Raw genomic sequence first — 22,002 nt, forward strand, 5'->3', positions numbered from 1 at the left:
CTTATCCAAACATGACTGCAGTGAGTATAAAATCCAGGCCGAGCACGGCGAGGGATGAGTGGACCACAGTACGGGTCGTGGCCTGACTGATCCCAGCCGAGGTCGGCTTGGCATCATAGCCGTTAAAGAGCGCAATCCAGGTGACCACCAGGGCGAAAATCAGGCTCTTGATGGCGCCCTGCATGATGTCCTCATGCCAGTCGACGGAGGCCTGCATGGCAGACCAGAAGCCCCCTTCGTCCACGCCGAGCCAGTCCACACCGACCAGCTTGCCGCCGAAGATGCCGATCAGGCTGAACATAAAGGCCAGCAGCGGCATGCTGATGACGCCAGCCCAGAAGCGGGGAGCAACCACCCGGCGTAGCGGGTCGACCGCCATCATCTCGAGGCTTGAAAGCTGCTCTGTGGCCTTCATCAGGCCGATTTCAGCGGTCAGGGCCGAACCGGCACGGCCGGCAAACAGCAGCGCCGTGACCACAGGGCCCAGCTCCCGCAGCAGGGAGAGGGAGACCAGCGGCCCCAGACTCTGCTCGGCGCCGAAATCCTTCAATACGTTGTAACCCTGCAGCGAGAGCACCATGCCGATGAACAGGCCGGAGACCAGAATGATGGCCACCGACTGTACGCCCACCACATACAACTGCTGGACAAGCAGCGGGAAGTGCTTGCGCGGCTCGGGTTTGCCCGCCAGCGCATGGAACAACATGATGGTGGCGCGACCGACGGAGCTGATAAACCGCACTCCGACCCGCCCCAGCTTGCTTATTTGACTTATCAACATCAGAGATCCTGTAGCAGATCGCCTGCCGGAAAATGAAACGGAACAGGACCATCGGGCAATCCTTTGAGGAACTGCTCGACTTCGGGATTGTGCTCCTCGCGCAGCTGGTCCGGCGTGCCGTGCGCCACCACCTTGCGATTGGCAATGATGTAGGCGTAATCGGCGATGCTCAGCACCTCTTTCACATCGTGGGTGACGATGACTGAGGTGATACCGAGGGCATCATTCAGCTCCTTGATCAGCTTGACCAGCACCGCCATGGTGATGGGGTCCTGCCCGACGAACGGCTCGTCATACATGATGAGGTCGGGGTCAAGGGCGATGGCACGTGCCAGCGCCGCCCGGCGCGCCATGCCGCCGGAGAGCTCGGAGGGCATCAGTTTTGCAGCGCCGCGCAAGCCCACCGCCTGCAGTTTCATCATGACGATGGTGTGGATCAGCTCCTCCGGCAGGCCGGAGTGCTCTCGCAGCGGGAAGGCCACGTTGTCGTAGACCGTCATGCCGGTAAACAGGGCGCCGCTCTGGAACAGCATGCTCATCCGCTTGCGCACTTCATAGAGGCGTGAACGGGAGAGGGTGGGGATATCTTCCCCGTCAAACAGAATGTGACCGGACTCCGGCTTGAGCTGGCCACCGATCAGCCGCAGCAGGGTGGTTTTACCGATGCCGCTCGGGCCCATGACGGCGGTCACCTTGCCACGAGGAATGGTCAGGTTGATCCCGTCATACAACAGCCGATCTCCGTGACTGAAGGTCAGATTGGAGATGGTGATCAGGTCATTGTTCAAACAATTGTCCATCCGGTGTAAATGAGGTGCGAATTTTATGGGGTAGTCTAGGTCTAAGCAACAGCAAGGAACAACTATTGAACAGGCTGCAAGCCCATTTGCACGACAGTTTTCTGTAACAAAGTGCGTCATCGAGAGCGGGACTTGCCATCCGATTCGCTTATCCGGGCAGACTTTTTTATAATCCCGCAGCTAATTTCGGCCCGGAGCTGTGTCTTTATGTCTGTAAAGCCTGAGAAAGTGTCTGAACTGTTCGATTTTCGTCGCAGTGCCCGCGCGGTGCTGGACACAGAAAAGCAAGCCATTGATGGACTCTATCAGTATCTGAACGACGCCTTCGACAAGGCGTGCGAAATGGTGCTGCGCTGCGGTGGCAAGATAGTGGTCACCGGCATGGGCAAATCGGGCCATATCGGCAGCAAGATCGCCGCCACCCTCGCCAGCACCGGCACCCCGGCCTTCTTCCTTCACCCGGGAGAAGCGAGTCACGGCGATCTGGGGATGATCTCCAGTGGCGACCTTATCATCGCTATCTCCAACTCCGGCGAGAGCGACGAAATCCTGGCCCTGCTGCCGGTGCTCAAGCGCCGCGGCATTCCGCTCATCTGTATGACCGGTAATCCGGCCTCTACCATGGCCAAAGAGGCCAACGTACATCTGTGCATCAAGGTGGAGAAAGAGGCCTGCCCGCTGGGTCTGGCACCCACTTCCAGCACCACGGCAACCTTAGTCATGGGCGATGCCCTGGCGGTCGCCCTGCTGGAAGCACGCGGTTTTACCGCCGATGACTTCGCCCTCTCTCACCCGGGCGGGTCGCTCGGCAAGCGTCTGTTGCTGCGGGTTGGCGACCTGATGCACAGTGGCGATCTGTTGCCCCAGGTGGGGATAGATGCCACCATCAGCCAGGCGCTGCTGGAAGTGAGCCGCAAGGGGCTCGGTATGACGGCGGTGGTCGATGGCAATGGCCTGCTGGCCGGGCTCTTTACCGATGGCGACCTGCGCCGCATTCTTGACCAGCAGATCGATATCCATCACACCCCCATCAGCCGTGTGATGACGGCCAACTGTGTTACCGTAGGTCCAGAGATGATGGCTGCGGAAGCCGTCAAGCTGATGGAAACGAGAAAAATCAACGGATTACTGGTCGTGGATGAAGAGAAACGCCCGCTCGGCGCCTTCAACATGCACGACCTGCTGAAAGCCGGAGTAATTTGATGCAAAACGTACCGACCCTCTATGGTCCGGTGACGCGCAGCCAGTTCGACAAGGCGGCGCAAATCCGCCTGCTGGTGTGCGATGTGGACGGGGTGCTCTCCAACGGCCTCATCTACATGGGAAACAACGGCGAAGAACTGAAAACCTTCTGCACCCGCGATGGTGCGGGCATGCGAGCGTTGCTCAATGCCGGGATCGAGATCGCCATCATCACCGGGCGCAACTCCCGTATCGTCAGCGATCGGATGAAAAGCCTGGGGGTGGCTCATGTGGTGCAGGGGGCTGATAAAAAGCTGCCTCACTTCGAAGCGCTGCTGGCCAAGCTGGGGCTGACTGCTGAACAGGCCGCCTATATGGGCGATGACACCATCGATCTGCCGGTGATGCAGGTCTGTGGGCTCGGCATTGCCGTGGCCGATGCCCATCCGCTGGTGCTGAGTCGTGCCGATATGGTGACCCGGCTTGGCGGTGGCATGGGCGCGGTGCGCGAGGTGTGTGACCTCATTTTGCAGGCGCAGGGCCACGACGATTATCAGCCCGAGGCCTCGGTATGAGCAGACAGACCCTGTTGTTTGCCCTGCTGTTTCTGGTCGCGCTGGTTGCCTGGCAGTTGGGCAAGGTTGAGCTGGTGCCTGAGAGCGCCGTCAAAATCGAAAACTATCAGCCGGATTTTGTCGCCAAAGATCTGGTGACCACCCGTTTTGATATCAACGGCAAGCGCACCGAGCGGCTGGAGTCGACCTACGCCGAGTATTATCAAATCCTCGAGCAGGCCACCTTCGACAAGCCGGTGGTCTACATGTATGACGATCAGGGTGCTGCCGAGTGGAAGGTGACCGCCGAAACCGGCGTGCTCAACACCGGCGACAACGTCATCCTGCGGGACAAGGTGCATCTGGATGGTCTGCTACCTACCTCTTTCATCTCCACACTGGATACTCCCTATCTGGAGCTGGATCTGGTGACACAGGATGTGCGCAGCAACCGGGAAGTGAACATTCTGGGTCGGGATTTCCAGACCCAAGGGGTTGGCCTCAAGGGCCATCTGGACCGCAAATATTTTGAGTTACTGGATCAAGGCCATGCCATCTATTTCAATGAAAAACGCTAATCTGGCCCTCGCAGCCCTGTTGTTGTGTGGTGCGGTGACCGCCAAAGAGTCCGACTTTGCCGAGAAGGTCTACGTCGATGCCGTCAAACAGGTGGCCGAGATGCAGGACAACCGCATCACCTTCGAAGAGGATGTGACCATCAATCAGGGCACCATCCGGATCAAGGCTGACAAGGTGGTAGTGACCCGTTCCGGCGAGAAAGGGGCTGAGGTGATGACTGCCTACGGCAAGCCCGCCACCTTCTTCCAGATCCTGGATAACGGCAAGCCGGTCAATGCCCACGGCAACACTATCCGCTACGAGCTGAAGAACCGGCTGGTGACCATCACCGGCAACGGTCAGCTCAAGCAGGAAGATAGCCAGGTCAATGGCGATCTGATCCGCTACGACATCGTCAAACAGAAGATGATTGCCGAGAGCAAGAGCCCGAGCCAGCGGGTCAAAACCGTGTTCCTGCCGGATCAGGTAGAGAATTTCGACAAGCCCGCCGACCAGAAGAAGTAGGGAAAATAAGCCATGGCAGTGTTAAAAGCAGTGGGCCTGCAGAAGAGCTACAAGCGCCGCATGGTGGTGAGTGACGTCAGCCTTGAAGTGGGCACCGGCCAGATTGTCGGCCTGCTCGGCCCCAACGGGGCGGGCAAGACCACCTCCTTCTACATGATCGTGGGGCTGGTGCAGCGCGATGCCGGTCTCATCACCATCGACGATCAGGACATCAGCCTGCAGCCCATGCATGTGCGGGCGCGCAATGGCATCGGTTACCTGCCGCAGGAGGCCTCCATCTTCCGTCGCCTGTCGGTGTTCGACAACCTGATGGGCGTGATGCAGACCCGCAAGGGGTTGAGTCGCGAGGAGCGTGAGGACAAGGTTCAGCAACTGCTGGAAGAGTTCAACATCACCCACATTCGCGACAACCTGGGTCAGAGCCTCTCCGGCGGTGAGCGCCGTCGAGTCGAGATCGCCCGTGCGCTGGCGGCTGAGCCGCGTTTTATTCTGCTGGATGAACCCTTTGCAGGGGTTGACCCGATTTCTGTGATAGACATCAAGAAGATCATTCAGCATCTGAAAGATAGAGGCCTTGGCGTCTTGATTACCGACCACAACGTCAGAGAGACTCTGGACGTATGTGAGAAGGCCTATATCGTCAGCCACGGCAAGATGATTGCCGAAGGTGCACCGGCTGACATCCTTGCCGATGAGCAGGTCAAGCGCGTCTATTTGGGCGATCAATTCAGTCTATAGTAAGGGGGCATGCCTTCATTTCCTTTGACGAGTGCCTCGCTGAACATAAGGATATCCCGACGTAGATGAAGCCGACATTACAGTTGCGTCTCGGTCAGTCCCTGACCATGACGCCGCAATTACAACAAGCGATTCGTCTGCTCCAGCTCTCCACTCTGGAACTTCAGCAGGAAATTCAGCAAGCGCTCGAAAACAACCCTCTGCTGGAGCAGGAAGAGAGCGAGGCGCAAGAGACCAGTCCGGAAGCGCCGGTCGATGCCAGCCAGCTGGATTCCAGCGATGCCATGGCTCAGGAGCAGATGCCGGATGAGTTGCCGGTGGATACCACCTGGGACGAGGTTTACTCTGCCGGCACCGCCCAGAGCGCGGGCCCCATCCACGATGGGGAAGATAGCGTCTATCAGGGTGAAACCACCGAAAACCTGCAGGATTATCTGCTGTGGCAGATGCGGCTCACACCGTTCAGCGATGTGGATGCTGCCATCGCGCTCGCCATTATCGATGCCATCGACGAATCCGGTTATCTGACCGTTGCGCTGGAGGATATCCAGGCAGCCGTCACCAGCGATGACGTAGAGGTGGAGCTCGATGAGGTCGAGGCGGTACTCAAGCGGGTGCAGCACTTCGATCCGGTCGGTATTGCTGCCCGTTCTGTGCAGGAGTGTTTGCTGATCCAGCTGGATCAGTATGACCCGCAGACCCCCTGGCTCAACGAGGCCAAGGAGGTGATCCTCGAGCACATGGAGCTGCTCGGCAACCGGGATTACCGCACCCTCGCCCGCAAGACAAAACTCAAAGAGAGCGACCTCAAGGAGGTGCTGGATCTGATCCAGCTGCTGGAGCCGCGCCCCGGCAATGGCATCATCCAGAGCGACTCCCAGTACGTGATCCCCGACGTCTCCGTGGTCAAGAAGGGCAGCAAGTGGGTGGTCGAGCTCAATCCCGACTCTGCCCCCCGCATCCGGGTCAACGAGACCTATGCCGCCATGGCCCGCAACGCCCGCAGCAGCACCGACACCCAGTTTATCCGCTCCCATTTGCAGGAAGCCAAGTGGTTCATCAAGAGCCTGGAAAGTCGCAATGACACCCTGCTGAAAGTGGCCAGTTGCATTGTCGAGCAGCAACAGGGCTTTTTCGAGTATGGTGAAGAGGCGATGAAGCCGATGGTGCTCAATGACATCGCCGAAGCGGTAGAGATGCATGAGTCGACCATCTCCCGGGTGACGACCCAGAAGTACATGCATACCCCCCGTGGTATCTTCGAATTGAAGTTTTTTTTCTCCAGCCATGTGAACACCGAAGGAGGAGGAGAGTGCTCATCGACCGCAATTCGCGCGCTCATCAAGAAGCTGGTCACGGCAGAGAATCCTGCCAAGCCGTTAAGTGATAGCAAGATCGCGGATTTGCTGGCCGAACAGGGTATTATGGTGGCGAGACGCACGATCGCTAAGTATCGCGAATCCTTGTTTATCCCACCTTCCAATCAGCGCAAACGCCTGGTTTAGGCAAACAAAAGGATGATGTTATGCAAATTAACCTGACCGGACACCATGTCGAGATCACCGAAGCTCTGCGTGATTATGTGAACAACAAATTTGCCAAACTCGAGCGTCACTTCGACCACATCAACAATGTTCATGTGGTGCTTAGCGTGGAAAAACTGAACCAGATAGCGGAAGCCAAATTGCACGTCAGCGGTGGCGAAGTGTTTGCCAACTCTGAACATGCCGATATGTATGCTGCGATAGACACCTTGCTCGACAAGCTGGACAGGCAGATCATCAAGCACAAAGATAAGTTAAATAAAAAATAACCATGCAACTTGAACACATACTGAGTCGGGACTGCACCAAGAGTGCAGTCCCTTGTACCAGCAAGAAACGCGCCCTCGAAATCATCAGCGAGCTGGCCGCCGAACGCCTTGGCACCTCCCGTCAGGCGCTGTTTGAATGCTTGCTGGCCCGCGAAAAAATGGGTAGTACCGGGATCGGTGCCGGTATTGCGATCCCCCACGGTCGCATTGACGATGAGTTCCCGCCAACCGCGATCCTGATGACCTTTGCCGACCCTATTCCTTTCGACTCCATCGACAATCAACCGGTTGACCTGCTGTTTGCCTTGCTGGTGCCGGAAAGCGAGTGCAAGCAGCATCTCAAGACCCTTTCTCTGATGGCTTCCAAGCTGGGTGACAAGGCGGTTTGCCGCCAGTTGCGTCAGGCAACCAGCGACGAAGAGCTCTATCAGATCATGACCTCGGCCTGACAGCAGGCCAAGGATGAGACACCCGTTTTGGCGTGAGGGAACAAGATGCAGTTAATCGTGGTAAGTGGACGCTCGGGCTCCGGTAAAACGGTAGCCCTGCGAGTGCTGGAAGATCTGGGTTACTACTGTGTGGACAACCTGCCGGTCAATCTGCTGCCCCAGCTGATTGTCTCGGTGGAGAGCCAGTACGACAAATTGGCGGTCAGTATCGATGTGCGCAACCTGCCGAGCGATCCGGAGAAACTGGAAAATCTGCTGGCTCAGGTGCGTAATGAGGGGCGGGTAGAGTTCTCCAGCTTTTTCTTCGATGCCGACAACGGCACCCTGCTCAAGCGCTATGGCGAGAGCCGCCGCCTGCACCCCCTCTCACGCAACAAGCTGTCGCTGGATGAGGCGATTCGGGAGGAGACCCACCTGCTGGCGCCACTCTCCTCGACCGCTGACCTGCGCATCGACACCACCACCCTCAGCATTCACGACCTGAGCGAGCTCATCAAAACCCGGGTACTCGGCAAGAAAGAGAACGAGCTGGTGCTGGTGTTCGAGTCGTTCGGCTTCAAGTACGGCATTCCCAAGGATGCCGACTTCGTGTTCGATGCCCGCTTCCTGCCCAATCCGCACTGGATCCCCGAGCTCAAGCCGTTCACCGGCAAGGATGAGCCGGTTGCCAACTACCTCTCGGCGCAAGCTGATGTGATGCTGTTTACCCAGCAGATCGAAAATATGCTGGCGACCTGGTTGCCCCATCTGGAGCGCAACAATCGCAGCTACCTCACGGTCGGCATCGGTTGCACCGGTGGTCAGCACCGCTCGGTCTTTATTGCAGAGCGGCTGGCCAGTGCATTCCGTTTGCTTGGCAAGAACGTGCAGATCCGCCACCGCACTCTCGACAAGAGTGCCCCCCAATCCTGACGGACCAATAGGACGACCCGATGACTGTTTCCGCCTCGGTTGAAGTGAAAAACAAGCTGGGTATTCATGCCAGACCTGCCATGATGCTGTTCGAGCTGGTGCAGGGTTTCGATGCCCACGTGCTACTGCGCAATGAAGATGGTGTGGAGGCCGATGCTGACAGCATCATCGGCCTGCTGATGCTGGATTCGGCGCAAGGGCGGCAGGTGGAAGTACAGGTTGAGGGCCCCGAAGAGGTCGAGGCCCTGGCCGCCGTGGTGGAGCTGTTCACTTCCGGCTTCAACGAGGAGTAGTCACTCCTTGTTTTATGTTATGAACCGGTACGCGCCAGCGTTTTGAAGTTGGCAAAATCCCGACAAGCCAGCAGATTCCTGCTGGCTTTTTCGTTCATCAGTGCCAGAAACAGGTCGTAGAGACCCATCGCCTCCTCGTAGTCGGCCTTGCTGATGGCCAGCACGAAGATGAGCGTCGCGATTTCTCCGTTGCCCCAGTCGATCCCCTGCGGGGCCAGTACGGTGTAAACCAGAGTGCGGCGCGCCAGCAGACCGAGGGAGTGGGGCAGGGCGATCCCTTCTCCCAGCATGGTGGAGACGATCCGCTCCCGCTCCTGCAGTGAGGCTCTGAAGCCGCTCTCCACCAGATCTTCCGCCTCCAGCTGATCACAGATACGGGCAAACAGTTCGGCCTGGCTGAGGGGGCCGTTGACCACCATGAAGTGGTCGGAATCGAAATATTTGTCGAGCATGTAGGGGCGGGTGCGGTCGATCAGCACCAGCTTGCCAAGCTGCTCCAGCTGGTATTGGGTCGGGAAGGGGGCAACGAGTACCACGGGGGCGTTTTTTTCGTTCACCTTGACGGTACTGATGACAAAGTCCTGCGCGATCTGCGCCAGACCTTCGTAATCCCGCACCGACTCCAGCGTGGTCAGCTGCAACTGGGGATACTCCCGTTTGATGCGTGCTTCCAGCACCCGGAAGGTGGCGTTGCCCGCATCGCAAAGCAATAGCGCCTGCGGGCGGCGGGTATAGCCGATATCGTAATGGCGCTCCAGCCCGACCCCGATATGGATCACCAGATAGCCGATCTCGTGATGGGTCAGTCGGTAGGGGGTCTGCTTGATCCACTCCGAAATGGCCGCCAACGTGATGTCGTAGGCGAGGGGGTAGTACTGCTTGATGTGATCGGCCAGCGGGTTGTGGTTGCCAATCTGGTATTTAACCCGTAGCAGCATGGCGCTGATATGGGTTTGCAGGTCGGCCCGCAGCTGTTGGTCGCCTCGCAGGTCGTAAGGGTAGTGTTGATGAATGTAGGTCAGCAGATGTGCCACCAGCTGTTCGCTCTCGGCGGCCATCGCCGGGCTGAGCTGGGGAGTATCGGCAATCAGGCGCGCCTGGATCTGGATGGCGAGACCGGCGATCTCCTCCTCTACGGGGGGCGTCAGGGTTGGCAATACTGCATATATATCGCGAGATACTGCCAGCAGCGGCAGAGTCAGGTCTTCGCTGGCGAAGTGGCGCAACTCGTGACCGGATGCCTGACGCAGCAGGGCAACGGCGCAGTAGATGGCGAGCTGCTGCAAGCTCTCGTCAGCGAGGCGCAGCTGATGTCGGGCAAGCTGGGCATGGATGTGATTGCCCACTACCTCCATCGTCTTGCTGGGGCAAAGGTTGGGCAACAGGGTTTGCAACTGGTTGTTGTGCAGCAACTCCTGATAGAGCAGCTGGGTCAGGCAGGCCCGGATCGCCGTCTCCTCACCCTGAATGCGCATCCCCAGGCGGGGTTTGCTCTCGACGCTGAGCCTGAAGTGGCTGAGTTGCTCACGGACTTCCGCCATATCCCCCTGCAGTGCCGCCCGGCTCAGATACCAGGTATCAGCCAGCTCATCGAGCTTGATCCCCTGCTCTGCCGTCAATAGCAGGATCTGCAGGTGCAGCACCCGCTCCCGGCTGGTGCGTGGCAGGCCGCTATCCTGACCCTGGGCCGACAGCAGAGCCTCGAACAGTCCCTGATTGTAGATTTTCAGCTGGTAGCCGCTGCCACGCTGGTGGATCAGGTGAGCGCCGTGCGTGGCAATCAGTTCGTTGAGGGTCGCCACATCGGTGCGCACCGTGCGGGTGGAGACATTGAGGCGGCGAGCCAGTTCCTCCTGTGGCAGCGGTTCGGCATGGAGCTGGATCAGCAGTTGATGGAGCCTGGGGTGTGGCAGCTTGATCATAGGGGGTATGCAAGACTCCTGTTGCGAGATAAAGGGTCGATGTTAACAAGTGGGTCATCAACAAGCCAGGCACCGGTCAGTGATTGAACCGGTGCCGTGACTGCCATCAGGCCAACAGTCGTTTCACTATGGCCAGCAGAGTCCGCACATCCTCGGGGCGAGTGTGCCCGCTCGCGTTGTCGATGATGGAGCTGTAGACGTGCGGGATCACCTTCTCGACTCCGGCGTCCAGCGCAATCCGCACTATCTCCTCGAAGTTCTCCAGATCGATGCCGCCGGTGGGCTCCAGCCAGAAGCCGTGGCGGGCACAAGCCTCGGCCACTGCCTGATACTCGTCGTGGCAGGCCAGCCCACCCATGGGGAAGAACTTGACCGAGCTGCCGCCCATGTCCTTGAGCAGGGCGATGGCGGTATCGATGGGCACTATGCCATCGGGCTGCCCGGCGCTGAGTGGACCGGTGGAGATCTTCACCATGCCCGGCATGCCGGTAGGGGAGATCAACCCATTCACCAGCGTTTGTGATTGGCCGAGCAGCGCCCGGCTGGCGCCGACACCGGTGAACACCTGATTGACGTGTTGGGGCTGCAGCTGGCAGGCCAGTTCGGCCACCATGGCGGATTGGCGCGGATCGCCGGCGCCTAGCCCGATGGAGAGGGCGTTGTCGATAAGCTTGGCGTACTCCTTCATATCGGCAACTGCGGAGGGAATATCCGGGTAGTTTTTGGAGAGCACACCGACCAGCACGTGGCCTTCGGCTGCGTCGTACACCTCGACGGCATTCTCTTTGGAACCTGCCAGCACGTTGAGACAGACCCGATCACGATAGTAGTTGGGGGTAAGGGACATCAGCGATTCTCCTGAACGAGGTTGGCAATGGCAGAGTGGATTTGGTCGAGCTGGGGCACGGTGACGCTGCGCACATCGATCTCGATGTGCCCCTCGTTGGCCTTGTAGCCGCGGCAGTAGATGGCAGGTGTGCCCTGTTGCAGACGGGTGACGACCTGCACTGTAGTCATGCCGAGCTGCTGGTGGTCAAAGGCGATATCGGTGCGGGCGATGTCACGTCCTGCGCTGTCCCATACCACCTTGGCGGTGACGCCGGGCAGCAGGTTGAGGCGCTCGATGAAGGGGCTCATCTTGGCAACCATGGCGGCGCCGCTCTCCTTCTCTTTGGCCAGATAGCGCTCGATGGCATGGGTCAGGCCGAGGATCCCCTCCTTGCCCACCTTCATGGCGCGACCGATGCCATTGGCCTGCTGTTTGACCCACTCCACGTACTGACGCTTGCCGAGCACCAGCCCGCTGGTGGGCCCTTCAATGGCTTTGGCACCGCTGTAGATGACCAGATCCGCTCCCTGGTTGTAGTAGAGGCGCAGATCCTCTTCGGCAGCCGCATCGACGATGAGCGGGAGCCCGTGGGTCTTGGCGACCTCGGCGGCCTCTGCCACCGACAGAATGCTCTTCTGCACGCAATGGTGGGACTTGATATAGAGGATCGCAGCGGTGTTGGCATTGATGGCGGCTGCCAGCTGGGAAGGGGAGCACTCGTTGGCGTAACCGGCTTCCACTACTTTGCCGCCACCCAGATTGACCATGGTACCGACCGGGGCGCCGAAGTTGACGTTATGCCCCTTGGGCAGCACGATTTCACTCGGCACCTCATGGGGATGGGCATGCAGGTGCTCAAGACGATAGGGATCGCCGCGCACTATCATGGCGGCGACTGACTGGGCGATGCCGGCGCTGGCACAGGAGACCACCACCGCATCTTCCACATCCAGTAAACCAGCCAGATAGGCGCCGGTCTTGTTGACCAGATCCTTGACCTCGAAGTAGTGGCCCAGGCCAAAATTGACCGCATCGACCACCTCCTGCTCGGGGGTGGAGACGCCGAGAATGGTCATGCGCCCGGAGGCGTTGATCACCGGTTTGAGCTGATATTTCTCATAAACAGAAGGCATGGTGTGATTTCCCATAGTGAGTCAGAACCAGTTCGCCACCGACCAGGGCGGCGAGAGGCTGCAGTTGTTGGTCACCGCTGCGGGACTGGGCTTCGGTATCCATAAACAGGGTCGGGCCGCTGGTGACCTCGAACAGGGTCAGATCGGCATCGGCGCCCACCTCGAGCCGCCCCTTGCCGGAAAGGCGCAGGGCATCGGCCGCTTGATGGGTGACGCAGGCGAGCACCTGCTCCAGCGTCATGCCGATGGCGAGAAACTTCGACATCACGTGGGCCAGACTGTAGACCGGCCCCTTGATGCGGTTCTTGCAGTAGATGTCGGAGCTGATGGTGCGGGGCAGGATCCCCTGTCGGATAGCCAGCTCCGCCACCTCGAAGCTGAAGCTGGCGCCGCCGTGGCCGATGTCGAGCAACAGGCCCCGCTGCATCGCCTCGCGCACCGCGACCCGCAGCTCGCCAGCCGGGGCCAGAATGCGGTTCGGTTTGCCATTGAAGCAGTGGGTCAGCAGATCGCCATCCCCCAGCAGAGCGACTATCTCGTCCAGATCCGGCGGTGTGTTACCCACGTGCACCATCAGCGGCAGCTGGCCGTGGGCCTGTTGCAGGGCCTTGGCCATGCGCAGCGGTTGCATACCGTTTTCTCCGACCACGCTACCGCTCATCCGCGCCTTGATGCCGACGATAAAGTCGGGGTGGCGGCGAATGGCTGCCGAGGCGAGATCCATATCGAGGTCCCGGCTATCCGCCAGCTCGTTCTGGCGCAGCAGACCGATGCGGGAGATGTTGAGCAGGGCATGCACCCGGGTCTTGCAGCCCGCAGCGATCAGCTGGAAGTCATCCACATCGTCGGCTCCGGTGCTGCCGGCGTCGATGACGGTGGTGACGCCGGACTCTACGCCCACCTTGTCCGGCTCATCGTGATAGATGGGGGAGGCGGGGTAGCAGTGGGTGTGGCCATCGATCCAGCCTGCGCTCACATGCACCCTGCCGCCGAGCTCCAGGATCTGCCGCGCCGTTGCCGTCTCCGGCAGGGAGCCGATGGCGGCGATTTTGCCCTCCCTGATGGCGATATCGACGAGCTGGTCATCTCCCAGCCGCCCCGCTTTGATGATGATGTCGTACATGCTGATAACCTCTGGCGAGCCGCCCCGCAGGGCGGCTGGTACTTACACAAGGGCGACCGGGAAGAAGGTACCCAGCAGCATGGCTCCCAGAATGGCACCGCCGGTGATGGGCTTGCCCCACACGTAGAACAGCAGTGCCCCCAGCAGGGAACCGATACCGATGGGAATGGAGGCGCCCATGGCGGAGAGGATGATGAGGGGGCCGAGGAAGCGGCCAGAGCTGTTGCCAGCACCCATCATCACGTCAGCACCGTAAGTGGAGTTGCTCTGGTTGATGGTGAACTTGCGCGCCAGAATGATGACGTAGCCGATGGCCAGACCAATCCCCATACCGGTTGCCAGCGAGGCGCCGAAGTTCTCCACCGGATAGACGATGCCGGCCCCCAGCAGCAGAGCTGGCACTCCGAGGCCAACCCCGGTCTGGATGGCACCGCCGATATCCAGGATCCCCACTAGGGATCCCTCGATGATGCGGGCGAACAGGAAGCTGGCGCCGAAGGCCGCCACTGCGCCATAGGCACCCGTGTCCATCCCGGCCTTGAGCATGGCGACGAAGGCTACTTCGTTGAAGGCACCAACCCCGTACAGATAGAACATGTGGGTACCGGCAAAGACCCCGGCCGAGAGCAGGCCGACGAAGATGGGGAATGACCAGTCGGCATACCAGAAGTTGTTTTTCAATTTCTCATCCATGGTGTGACCCCTTATTTGCCGCTCAGCAGGTTATGGACGTTTTCCAGCCACAGGGGGACGCCCATATGGAAGGATTCAATCAGTTTCATGTCGAAGCCGCGGAAGAAGCCGCTCAGCACGAACAGCAGGACGATGGCTGCCATCATCACCTTGGTGACATGGTTCCAACCGCTCTCTTCCACACCCTTGCCGATCAGGATGCCGAGCACCAGACCCGGTACCGCGTTGCCCATGATGAGCTGTGCCAGACCGCCGAAGATGGTGGCCCAGAAACCGGATTTCTTGCCCGCCTCGATGGCGGCCAACCAGAAGATCACCGGCATGACGGTGTTGACCAGCAGGTTGGCGGCCGGTACCAGCACCTTGACCGCAGTGACCTGCAGGGCGGCCGGCACGGCTGCGGCCGTGCTGTTGAGGAAGGCAACCACGATGGCACCTATGATGCCGCCGGCGATGGCCATCTTTTTCGGGTCGTGCAGGGTGGTGGCGAGATCCCGATTTTTGAACAGCAGTGCCGCCGTGGCCCAGTGCGGGATGATGCGGTGATCTACATCCTGGGTGAAGGCGCCGGCCGCCACGGTCGAGGCCCAGGCGTTGAAGAAGAAGCCCAGACCAAACGAGAAGTGGGAAGCGGGATCCCCTTCGCAGGAGTTGAGTTCGCCCAGGGTGCGGAAGGCCCCCATGCCCTGTACGGTCGGGGCGTGGAACATCCGCGCCGCGCCGGCCCCCACCCCGACGCCAACCAGGCCGCCAATGATGAGTGACTTGATAAAAATGATTAGAAACATCCAACGTATCCTTCTTGTGGGGTGGTGCCGGTCAGGAGATCACACCTGGGTGAACGTCACCCTGGCGACGTCGAGACTGGTGACCTGAACCTTGATCTCCAGCTGGACGCGGTATTCGCGGCGCTGGCGCGGCAGGAAGAAGAACAGGAACTTCTCCACCCGGACCGACTCCTCGGCTTTGAGCACCTGTACATCGACCGGCTCAATACGCAGCAGTACCTGCTGGTTGTCCTTGAGCAGTGTGGGTTGCACCTGGCTGAGGGCGGAGGCAAACGCCTGTTGGCGTGTCGTCCCCTTGCCGTTGACGATGACCTGGGTGGTGAAGTTCTCTTTCATCAGGCGCGTCCGTGCTTCTTGGCGAAGGCTTCGACCAGCTTCTGGCCCAGCTCTTCCTTGTCCATGAAACCGAAGCCCAGCACTACACATCCTTCGTTGATGGCGGTGACGCCCTCTTCAACAGAGCGCATGCCGTAGCGGCACTTGTAGCCGTATTTGGTCTGGGCGGTGATGGCACCGGCGCCGCCGCTGCCGCAGAAGGAGATGCCGAGATCCGCTTGCTCCTTGTTCATCACGTCGCCGAGCTTCATGTCAGCGGCCATGCCTGGGATGATGGTCACGTTGGCCCCGGCGGCTTCCGCGCCTGCGCCCACTTTCTGACCCTTGCCGAGACGGTCTCCAATCACGAGTTTGATGGCTGTCATATCGATTTCTCCTTGAGTTACGGGTTCTGCACCGAGCTGAGTTCGTTTTCTTTGGCGACTTCAAAATGGACGGACAAGAGGTGTGCCTCCTCATAAGCAAGCTGATCCAGCCAGCTGACGACCTGTTCGGCGAGACGCAGTGAGAGGGGGGAGATCTCTTCAAACAGGCTGAGGTCAACTTCTGGCAGGGGCTCGCCGCTGTGGGAGCGCCACACCATGGCTTTGACATGGGAGGCCAGCATCTGCCGTTGCACCTCGTTGGGGATGATGCCCTGTTCGGCCAGCAGGGGATAAATGCGCGCGAGGATATGATCGGTCTGGCGCAGCAACTCCGGGCTGTTCGGGGTCAGGGTCTGGTCGTGAGTCTCTGTTTGCAATGTCTGCTCTCCAAGGCTGGCAGAAGGTATGGCGTTACCCTAAGCCTGCGCGTCGATGTGGAGGAGGCAGCGTTTTTCCGATTCGAAGCGGAAATTCCTGAAGAAATGGCCCCAAAGTGAGCGTTTGGATACTGAAAAGACAAAAAGAGTGCTTATTGGGACCGGTTTTGTGTGATCGGTTGCGCACAAATCGGGTGGCGGGAGCAGGGCAAGCGTTGCGGGAAACTGTGAGTCATCTCACGGTAAGAGACGTTGCCGAGAGGGCAGATATGGAAAAGGGCGGTTTCCCGCCCTTCTCATAAAAAGGAGTGACGCTAGCTGGCCGATGCGGCGCTCGAGCTGGCTGTTCTCTGCTGATAGCGCAGGTCTTCCTCTATGGTGACCACCACTTCCAGCGGCTTGCCGGAGCGGAATACCGAGATGGTCAGCTTGGTGCCGGGGCGGCTCTCGACAATCTTGTCCATGGCGCTGCGTACGCCACTGATGGCCTCTCCGTTGATCTTGAGCAGCACATCCCCTCGCTGCAGGCCGCCTTTGGCCGCCGGGCCGTTGGGATCCAGACTCTCCACCACCAGACCACGCAGGTCGCCGAGGTTCATCATCCGCGCGACTATGGGGTTGATCTCGACGCTGGAGATCCCGAGGTAGCCGCGGATCACCCGGCCGTTGGCGATCAGCTCATCCATGATCCGTTTGGCCAGCCGGTAGGGGATGGCGAAGCTGATGCCGTAGCTCTCCTGATTGCCGTTGAGGTGATAGGTGGCGGTGTTGATACCCACCAGATCGCCACGGCCGTTGACCAGCGCGCCACCCGAGTTGCCCTCGTTGATGGCGGCATCGGTCTGCAGCAGATCCTGACGGCCATTGCTGTCGGGCCCCATGCTGGAGAGGCCGGTACGGCCGGTCGCACTGATGATGCCCTGGGTGATGGTCTGGCCGACGTTGTAGGGGTTGCCGATGGCGAGCACCACATCCCCCACTTCTGGCAGTCGCTCCGGATCCTGCGGGATCACTGGCAGGTTGTCTGACTCGATATAGAGCACGGCGAGGTCGGTGAGCTGATCGGTGCCGACCAGCTCGGCGCTGAAGACCCGGCCATCCTGCAACGCGACGATGATCTGGTCGGCATCGGCGATGACGTGGTAGTTGGTCAGCACATAGCCGCGCTGATTCATGATGACGCCGGAACCCAGCCCTTGCGGGCGCAGTTCCCCTTGATTGCCCTGATTGGGGGCAAAGCTGCGGGTGTAGATGTTGACGACGGCAGGGCCTGCCCGATGAGCGGCATAGGAGAAACTCAGTTCACGGGCATTGGTGATGATGCCGGGCAGTTGGGCACCACCGCGAAAATGGGGAAACAGTAGCAACAGCAGCGCCGCGACGGTCAATCCAAAACCGACAGACTTGCCCAAGTAACTGACTAAAGGGGGGATTTTCATGTCATTCTCATCCGTACAGGCTGCGCGCAGAGAATAACACTATCGATGGATAAAAATCACCCGCGGTGAAGGCCGCGGGTGATAGAGGCGTTGGCGAACAACTTGAGCGTTAGCGGATCACCAGATAGAGCGAGGAGTCGCCGCGCTGGATGTTGAGCGCCAGCACATCAGGCTTGTTCTTGAGCGCCTTGGTCAGCTCGCCCAGGGTGTTGATGCGCAGGCGGTTGACCCCGATGATGATGTCACCCTTCTGCAGGCCGGAAGCGGCTGCCGGAGAGCGAGGATCAATGTCGGCCACCGCAACACCGGAGACCGGATCGGTAGTGGTGCTCAGCTTGGCCCCTTCCAGTGCCGGATGCAGCGCGCTGGCGCGTACTTCGCTGTCATCGGCCTGCTTCAGGGTCACTTTGGCAGTTTGTGACTTGCCATCGCGGATCAGCCCCAATTCGACCTGCTTGCCAGCGCCCATGGTGGCAATCTTGGCACGCAGTTCGCCGAAGGAGCGAACCGGTTTGCCATCGATGCTGACGATGATATCGCCTGCCTTGATGCCCGCCTTGTCGGCCGCCGAATCAGGCATGACTTGATTGACGAAGGCACCATCCTTCTTGTTGTAACCGAAGGTTTTGGCGATGTCGGAGGTGAGCTCGGTGCCGGTAATACCCAGCTGGCCGCGACGCACTTCACCGTACTTGACGATCTGCTCGGTCAGATCCCGCACCATGTTGGAAGGGATGGCAAAGCCGATGCCAATGTTGCCGCCGTTCGGGCCCAGAATCGCGGTGTTGATACCGATCAGCTCGCCACGCAGGTTGAGCAGAGCGCCGCCGGAGTTACCTGAGTTGATGGCCGCATCGGTCTGGATGAAGTTCTCCAGATTCTCGATGTTGAGGCCGCTGCGACCCAGCGCACTGACAATACCGGAGGTGACGGTCTGACCCAGACCAAACGGGTTGCCGATGGCCAGCGCATAGTCACCCACCCGCAGCTCGTCGGAGTCGGCAAACTTGATCTGCACCAGATCCTCGGCCTTGATTTGCAGCAGGGCGATGTCGGACTGCTTGTCTTCACCGATCTTCTTGGCCGCGTACTCACGACCATCCTTCAGGTTGACCTTGATCTCGTCCGCCTCGTGAACCACATGGGCGTTGGTGATCACGTAACCCTTCTTAGCATCGACTATGACACCGGAGCCGAGTGCCTGGAATGGCTGCTCGCTCACCTGTTCATCGGGCATGTTGGGGCCGAAGAAGAACTTGAACTGTTCCGGCAGACGCTGACGGGTAATTTTTTTGCCAGAAACCGAGATATTGACCACCGCCGGGGTGACCTGTTCGAGAACAGGCGCCAGGCTTGGCATCTCCTGATTTGAACCTAACAGGGAAGGCAGTGCAGCCTGAGCAGGGGCCGCAGACATGGCGATACCGACACTGAGGGCTAGCACACTGAGCATGGAAAGAGGTTTACGCATATGAAAAACAGCTCCCAGAAAAAGTTGCATTGCAATCGTCAAGGTCAGACCACGGGACTGGCCAATTAGTTCCGCGAGGAACTAGTTTGGTTGCTTGAGCAGTCCGGAAGAGGCGCCAGCATAGTCGCGAGGCGGAACGCCCGGCTCTTCTGCCACATTGGCAGGGGCTTCTTCTACCAATGACTCGCGGAACAGCGGTTCCTGCGCCTTGGCCAGGAATTTGCTCTGCTCGGCCATGTGGCGATAGAGGGTCTGATACTGCTCGGCCAGTTGCTCCATCAGGGCGGCGCTGTCGGCGAAGTGGGTGTTGATTTGGCCCTGATAACTCTCGAGCTCCTTGTGGGCCTTCTTCAGTTCCTGTTCGAGACGGCCAGCATCGCGGCTACGCACCGAAAAACGGCCGAGAACGATACCGATAATCAAGGCCGCGACAGCCAGCAGGATCCCAGTTAACAGACTCATAGATGCTCCTTGTTACAGCTAAAACAGAGTGGGTTTATGCGGTCGTCATAACCGCCATGCCTTGATGGCACTATACCGTGCGTCCTGAGGCCGTGATACCATTTTGTCCTCGATTCAGGGACTTGGAGAGGCGCTCAAGGATGACACCGCAGCAAAAATACCAGCAGGATCTGCTGCGCCCCGGCTTTGTGGCCGACCCCGCGCAGGGGATGGCCATTAGCAGGCTGGAGCGACTGTATCAGGATTTGCTACGGCGCCCGACTCCGACCAGATCTCGAGGGCTGCTGGGTTGGCTGCAAAAGCCCAAGCCGCCGGAGCCCGTCCTCGGTATCTATATGTGGGGCGGAGTGGGCCGAGGCAAGACCTGGCTGATGGATACTTTTTTCGACAGCCTGCCTGGGACGCGCAAGATGCGCAGCCATTTCCACCGCTTCATGCACCGCATTCACGATGAACTGCAGGGGTTGAGCGGGCAGTCCGATCCCCTCAAGCTGGTGGCCAGCAAGCTTGCCAGCGAGACAGACATCATCTGTTTCGACGAATTTTTTGTCTCCGACATCACCGATGCCATGTTGCTGGGAACGCTGTTTCAGGAGCTGTTTGGTCACGGTGTCGTGCTGGTCGCCACTTCAAATATTCCGCCGCAGGATCTTTATCGCAACGGGCTGCAGCGAGCCCGTTTTCTGCCTGCTATCGAGCTGATCGAGCGCCATTGTGAGGTACTTAACGTGGATGGTGGTATCGACTATCGCCTGCGTACGCTGGAACAAGCCGAGATTTATCACTGCCCGCTGGATTTGCAGGCAAAAGCCAATCTTGACCGCTATTTTCAGCAATTAACCGGCGGACACACGGCTTGCGAGGGGACGTTCGAGGTCAATCATCGTCAGCTGGCGTCGCTCGGGATGGGGGAAGGGGTGCTCTACATGGAATTTGAGCAACTTTGCTGTACTCCCCGCTCCCAGAACGACTATATCGAGCTGGCCAGGCTGTTCCATACTGTTCTGCTGGCCAATGTGCAACCAATGGGCACAGGCACGGATGACGCGGCTCGCCGCTTCATTGCCATGGTAGATGAGTTCTACGAACGGCACGTCAAACTCATCATGTCGGCGGCGGTTCCCATGACAGAACTCTACGGCGAAGGGCTGCTGAATTTTGAATTCAAACGCTGTCTTTCGCGGCTTCAGGAAATGCAATCGCACGAATACCTTGCCAGAGTGCACCTTCCTTAGTCACAATACCGCGCCTGCCAGTCGGATGGGCATCTGCGGCAGGTAGGGCCGGGCGACATTTGCTGGTTTCATGGCAGTGAAATTAGCAGGTGATATTTAAGGCAACTTCACTTATAATCGCCCGGCCCACGTTACAGCTGTCGATAAGACAGCAACACTTTAAGCTTTACTTGTATTCGAAGGGGTACAGGTAGGCCATCGTTTGTTGTTTGTGGGAGAGCCCCCATAAGCAATTGGGTCTGTAACAGGTAATTGGGTTTAACTTAATGAAAACTTTCGTTGCCAAGCCAGAAACCGTAAAACGTGACTGGTACATTGTGGACGCAGAAGGTAAAACTCTGGGTCGTATCGCAACCGAGATCGCTGCTCGTCTGCGTGGTAAGCACAAAGCTGAGTACACTCCGCACGTTGACACCGGTGATTACATCATCGTTGTAAACGCTGAGAAGGTACACGTAACCGGTAAGAAATTTACCGACAAAATGTACCACGCTCACTCCGGTTTCCCGGGTGGTATCAAGTCAATCAGCTTCGACAAGCTGATTCAGCGTAAACCGGAAATGGTAATCGAAGCAGCCGTCAAAGGCATGCTGCCGAAAGGTCCTCTGGGCCGTGCCATGTTCCGTAAACTGAAAGTTTACGCAGGCGCCGAGCATGCTCATGCTGCTCAGCAACCTCAAGTACTGGATATCTAATCGGGAACTGGCAACATGGCAGAAAATCAATACTACGGTACCGGCCGTCGCAAAAGCTCCACTGCTCGCGTATTTATCAAAGCGGGTAGCGGCAAGATCGTAATCAACCAGCGCTCCCTGGAGCAGTACTTCGGCCGTCCGACTGCCCGCATGGTAGTTCGTCAGCCGCTGGAACTGGTTGAGATGACCGAGAAACTGGACCTGTACATCACCGTTAACGGTGGTGGCATCTCCGGTCAAGCTGGTGCGATCCGCCACGGTATCACTCGTGCTCTGATGCAGTACGACGAAACCCTGCGTTCCGAACTGCGTAAAGCTGGCTTTGTTACTCGTGATGCCCGTAAGGTTGAGCGTAAGAAAGTTGGTCTGCACAAAGCTCGTAAGCGTCCGCAGTACTCCAAGCGTTAATTCGCTTTTGGTACTCACTCTTTCGAGTGTCAAAAAAGCCTGGCAACCGCCAGGCTTTTTTTATTGGTAATATTACCGACATCAATGCTAACCACGCGTCACAAAAGACAAAAAATTGTTT

27 protein-coding genes are annotated in these 22,002 nt (G+C 58.8%); 13 read left to right on the forward strand and 14 right to left on the reverse strand.

The window, feature by feature from the left end:
- Position 1 precedes the first annotated feature (1 nt).
- Together mlaE and mlaF are read right to left on the reverse strand one after the other, a co-directional pair.
- Positions 2–781, reverse strand: coding sequence for a lipid asymmetry maintenance ABC transporter permease subunit MlaE (gene mlaE, locus ACW5XC_RS08235; protein ID WP_005336345.1), 780 nt, complete (start codon positions 779–781; stop codon positions 2–4).
- A complete protein-coding gene (gene mlaF / locus ACW5XC_RS08240; RefSeq protein WP_042053487.1) occupies positions 781–1,581 on the reverse strand; it encodes a phospholipid ABC transporter ATP-binding protein MlaF in 801 nt (266 codons plus the stop codon). Before mlaF ends, mlaE begins: the two co-directional genes overlap by 1 nt.
- 207 nt (positions 1,582–1,788) lie before the next feature.
- Here mlaF and ACW5XC_RS08245 point away from each other — a divergent pair, with 207 nt between their 5' ends.
- The 10 genes from ACW5XC_RS08245 (at position 1,789) to npr (ending at position 8,605) form a co-directional block, all read left to right on the forward strand.
- Positions 1,789–2,784, forward strand: coding sequence for a KpsF/GutQ family sugar-phosphate isomerase (locus ACW5XC_RS08245; protein ID WP_042053489.1), 996 nt, complete (start codon positions 1,789–1,791; stop codon positions 2,782–2,784).
- Complete coding sequence (kdsC, locus tag ACW5XC_RS08250; RefSeq protein WP_005336340.1) at positions 2,784–3,338, forward strand: 3-deoxy-manno-octulosonate-8-phosphatase KdsC; 555 nt, start codon at positions 2,784–2,786, stop codon at positions 3,336–3,338. The genes ACW5XC_RS08245 and kdsC overlap by 1 nt, the downstream gene beginning before the upstream one ends.
- Positions 3,335–3,895: an LPS export ABC transporter periplasmic protein LptC gene (lptC, locus tag ACW5XC_RS08255; RefSeq protein WP_005336338.1), complete on the forward strand. Its 561-nt coding sequence runs from the start codon at positions 3,335–3,337 to the stop codon at positions 3,893–3,895. The genes kdsC and lptC overlap by 4 nt, the downstream gene beginning before the upstream one ends.
- Positions 3,882–4,400 carry a lipopolysaccharide transport periplasmic protein LptA gene (gene lptA, locus ACW5XC_RS08260; protein WP_042053490.1) on the forward strand — a complete coding sequence of 173 codons (519 nt, stop codon included), beginning with the start codon at positions 3,882–3,884 and terminating at the stop codon, positions 4,398–4,400. The genes lptC and lptA overlap by 14 nt, the downstream gene beginning before the upstream one ends.
- Before the next feature lie 12 nt (positions 4,401–4,412).
- Complete coding sequence (lptB, locus tag ACW5XC_RS08265) at positions 4,413–5,138, forward strand: LPS export ABC transporter ATP-binding protein (protein ID WP_005336333.1); 726 nt, start codon at positions 4,413–4,415, stop codon at positions 5,136–5,138.
- Between the two features lie 65 nt (positions 5,139–5,203).
- Entirely contained in the window at positions 5,204–6,643 is a 1,440-nt protein-coding gene (locus ACW5XC_RS08270) for an RNA polymerase factor sigma-54 (protein WP_005336331.1), read from the forward strand.
- 20 nt (positions 6,644–6,663) lie between these two features.
- Complete coding sequence (gene hpf, locus ACW5XC_RS08275; protein WP_005336323.1) at positions 6,664–6,951, forward strand: ribosome hibernation promoting factor; 288 nt, start codon at positions 6,664–6,666, stop codon at positions 6,949–6,951.
- A gap of 2 nt (positions 6,952–6,953) precedes the next feature.
- On the forward strand, positions 6,954–7,400 hold the full coding sequence (gene ptsN / locus ACW5XC_RS08280; protein WP_005336322.1) for a PTS IIA-like nitrogen regulatory protein PtsN: 447 nt from the start codon (positions 6,954–6,956) through the stop codon (positions 7,398–7,400).
- Between the two features lie 45 nt (positions 7,401–7,445).
- Positions 7,446–8,312, forward strand: coding sequence for an RNase adapter RapZ (gene rapZ, locus ACW5XC_RS08285; protein WP_005341768.1), 867 nt, complete (start codon positions 7,446–7,448; stop codon positions 8,310–8,312).
- Positions 8,313–8,332: 20 nt separating this feature from the next.
- A complete protein-coding gene (npr, locus tag ACW5XC_RS08290) occupies positions 8,333–8,605 on the forward strand; it encodes a PTS phosphocarrier protein NPr (protein WP_005336318.1) in 273 nt (90 codons plus the stop codon).
- Between the two features lie 17 nt (positions 8,606–8,622).
- On the opposite strand, the gene ACW5XC_RS08295 is transcribed toward npr, so the two are convergent.
- The 12 genes from ACW5XC_RS08295 to ACW5XC_RS08350 form a co-directional block, all read right to left on the reverse strand.
- Positions 8,623–10,527, reverse strand: coding sequence for a BglG family transcription antiterminator (locus ACW5XC_RS08295; RefSeq protein WP_042053493.1), 1,905 nt, complete (start codon positions 10,525–10,527; stop codon positions 8,623–8,625).
- Positions 10,528–10,633: 106 nt separating this feature from the next.
- Positions 10,634–11,374 (reverse strand): 2-dehydro-3-deoxy-phosphogluconate aldolase, encoded by a 741-nt coding sequence (gene dagF / locus ACW5XC_RS08300; RefSeq protein ID WP_042053494.1) that lies wholly within the window; start codon positions 11,372–11,374, stop codon positions 10,634–10,636.
- Positions 11,374–12,489: a DgaE family pyridoxal phosphate-dependent ammonia lyase gene (locus ACW5XC_RS08305; RefSeq protein ID WP_042053496.1), complete on the reverse strand. Its 1,116-nt coding sequence runs from the start codon at positions 12,487–12,489 to the stop codon at positions 11,374–11,376. Before ACW5XC_RS08305 ends, dagF begins: the two co-directional genes overlap by 1 nt.
- Entirely contained in the window at positions 12,473–13,612 is a 1,140-nt protein-coding gene (locus tag ACW5XC_RS08310) for an amidohydrolase/deacetylase family metallohydrolase (RefSeq protein ID WP_042053498.1), read from the reverse strand. The genes ACW5XC_RS08305 and ACW5XC_RS08310 overlap by 17 nt, the downstream gene beginning before the upstream one ends.
- Positions 13,613–13,654: 42 nt before the next feature.
- A complete protein-coding gene (locus tag ACW5XC_RS08315; RefSeq protein WP_005355144.1) occupies positions 13,655–14,305 on the reverse strand; it encodes a DUF4310 family protein in 651 nt (216 codons plus the stop codon).
- Positions 14,306–14,316: 11 nt separating this feature from the next.
- Positions 14,317–15,093, reverse strand: a complete 777-nt coding sequence (locus tag ACW5XC_RS08320) for a DUF4311 domain-containing protein (RefSeq protein ID WP_005341754.1) — start codon at positions 15,091–15,093, stop codon at positions 14,317–14,319.
- Positions 15,094–15,132: 39 nt separating this feature from the next.
- On the reverse strand, positions 15,133–15,429 hold the full coding sequence (locus ACW5XC_RS08325; RefSeq protein WP_042053500.1) for a DUF4312 family protein: 297 nt from the start codon (positions 15,427–15,429) through the stop codon (positions 15,133–15,135).
- Complete coding sequence (locus tag ACW5XC_RS08330; RefSeq protein WP_005355141.1) at positions 15,429–15,794, reverse strand: SFCGS family glycine-rich protein; 366 nt, start codon at positions 15,792–15,794, stop codon at positions 15,429–15,431. Before ACW5XC_RS08330 ends, ACW5XC_RS08325 begins: the two co-directional genes overlap by 1 nt.
- Before the next feature lie 17 nt (positions 15,795–15,811).
- Positions 15,812–16,171, reverse strand: coding sequence for a transcriptional regulator (locus ACW5XC_RS08335; RefSeq protein WP_005355140.1), 360 nt, complete (start codon positions 16,169–16,171; stop codon positions 15,812–15,814).
- A gap of 314 nt (positions 16,172–16,485) precedes the next feature.
- Positions 16,486–17,610: an outer membrane-stress sensor serine endopeptidase DegS gene (gene degS, locus ACW5XC_RS08340; protein WP_005336297.1), complete on the reverse strand. Its 1,125-nt coding sequence runs from the start codon at positions 17,608–17,610 to the stop codon at positions 16,486–16,488.
- Positions 17,611–17,719: 109 nt separating this feature from the next.
- A complete protein-coding gene (locus tag ACW5XC_RS08345; protein ID WP_005336295.1) occupies positions 17,720–19,081 on the reverse strand; it encodes a Do family serine endopeptidase in 1,362 nt (453 codons plus the stop codon).
- An 81-nt stretch (positions 19,082–19,162) separates the two neighbouring features.
- Complete coding sequence (locus ACW5XC_RS08350) at positions 19,163–19,543, reverse strand: YhcB family protein (RefSeq protein ID WP_005356646.1); 381 nt, start codon at positions 19,541–19,543, stop codon at positions 19,163–19,165.
- Positions 19,544–19,683: 140 nt separating this feature from the next.
- Between ACW5XC_RS08350 and zapE the strand changes: the two genes are divergently transcribed.
- From zapE to rpsI, 3 genes are all read left to right on the forward strand, one after another.
- On the forward strand, positions 19,684–20,778 hold the full coding sequence (zapE, locus tag ACW5XC_RS08355; protein WP_042053504.1) for a cell division protein ZapE: 1,095 nt from the start codon (positions 19,684–19,686) through the stop codon (positions 20,776–20,778).
- Positions 20,779–21,044: 266 nt separating this feature from the next.
- Positions 21,045–21,473 carry a 50S ribosomal protein L13 gene (rplM, locus tag ACW5XC_RS08360; RefSeq protein WP_005336289.1) on the forward strand — a complete coding sequence of 143 codons (429 nt, stop codon included), beginning with the start codon at positions 21,045–21,047 and terminating at the stop codon, positions 21,471–21,473.
- Between the two features lie 15 nt (positions 21,474–21,488).
- Positions 21,489–21,881 (forward strand): 30S ribosomal protein S9, encoded by a 393-nt coding sequence (rpsI, locus tag ACW5XC_RS08365; RefSeq protein WP_005336286.1) that lies wholly within the window; start codon positions 21,489–21,491, stop codon positions 21,879–21,881.
- The last annotated feature ends 121 nt before the right edge of the window (positions 21,882–22,002 follow it).

It is taken from the genome of Aeromonas sp. 25-AL00135 (assembly GCF_054052385.1).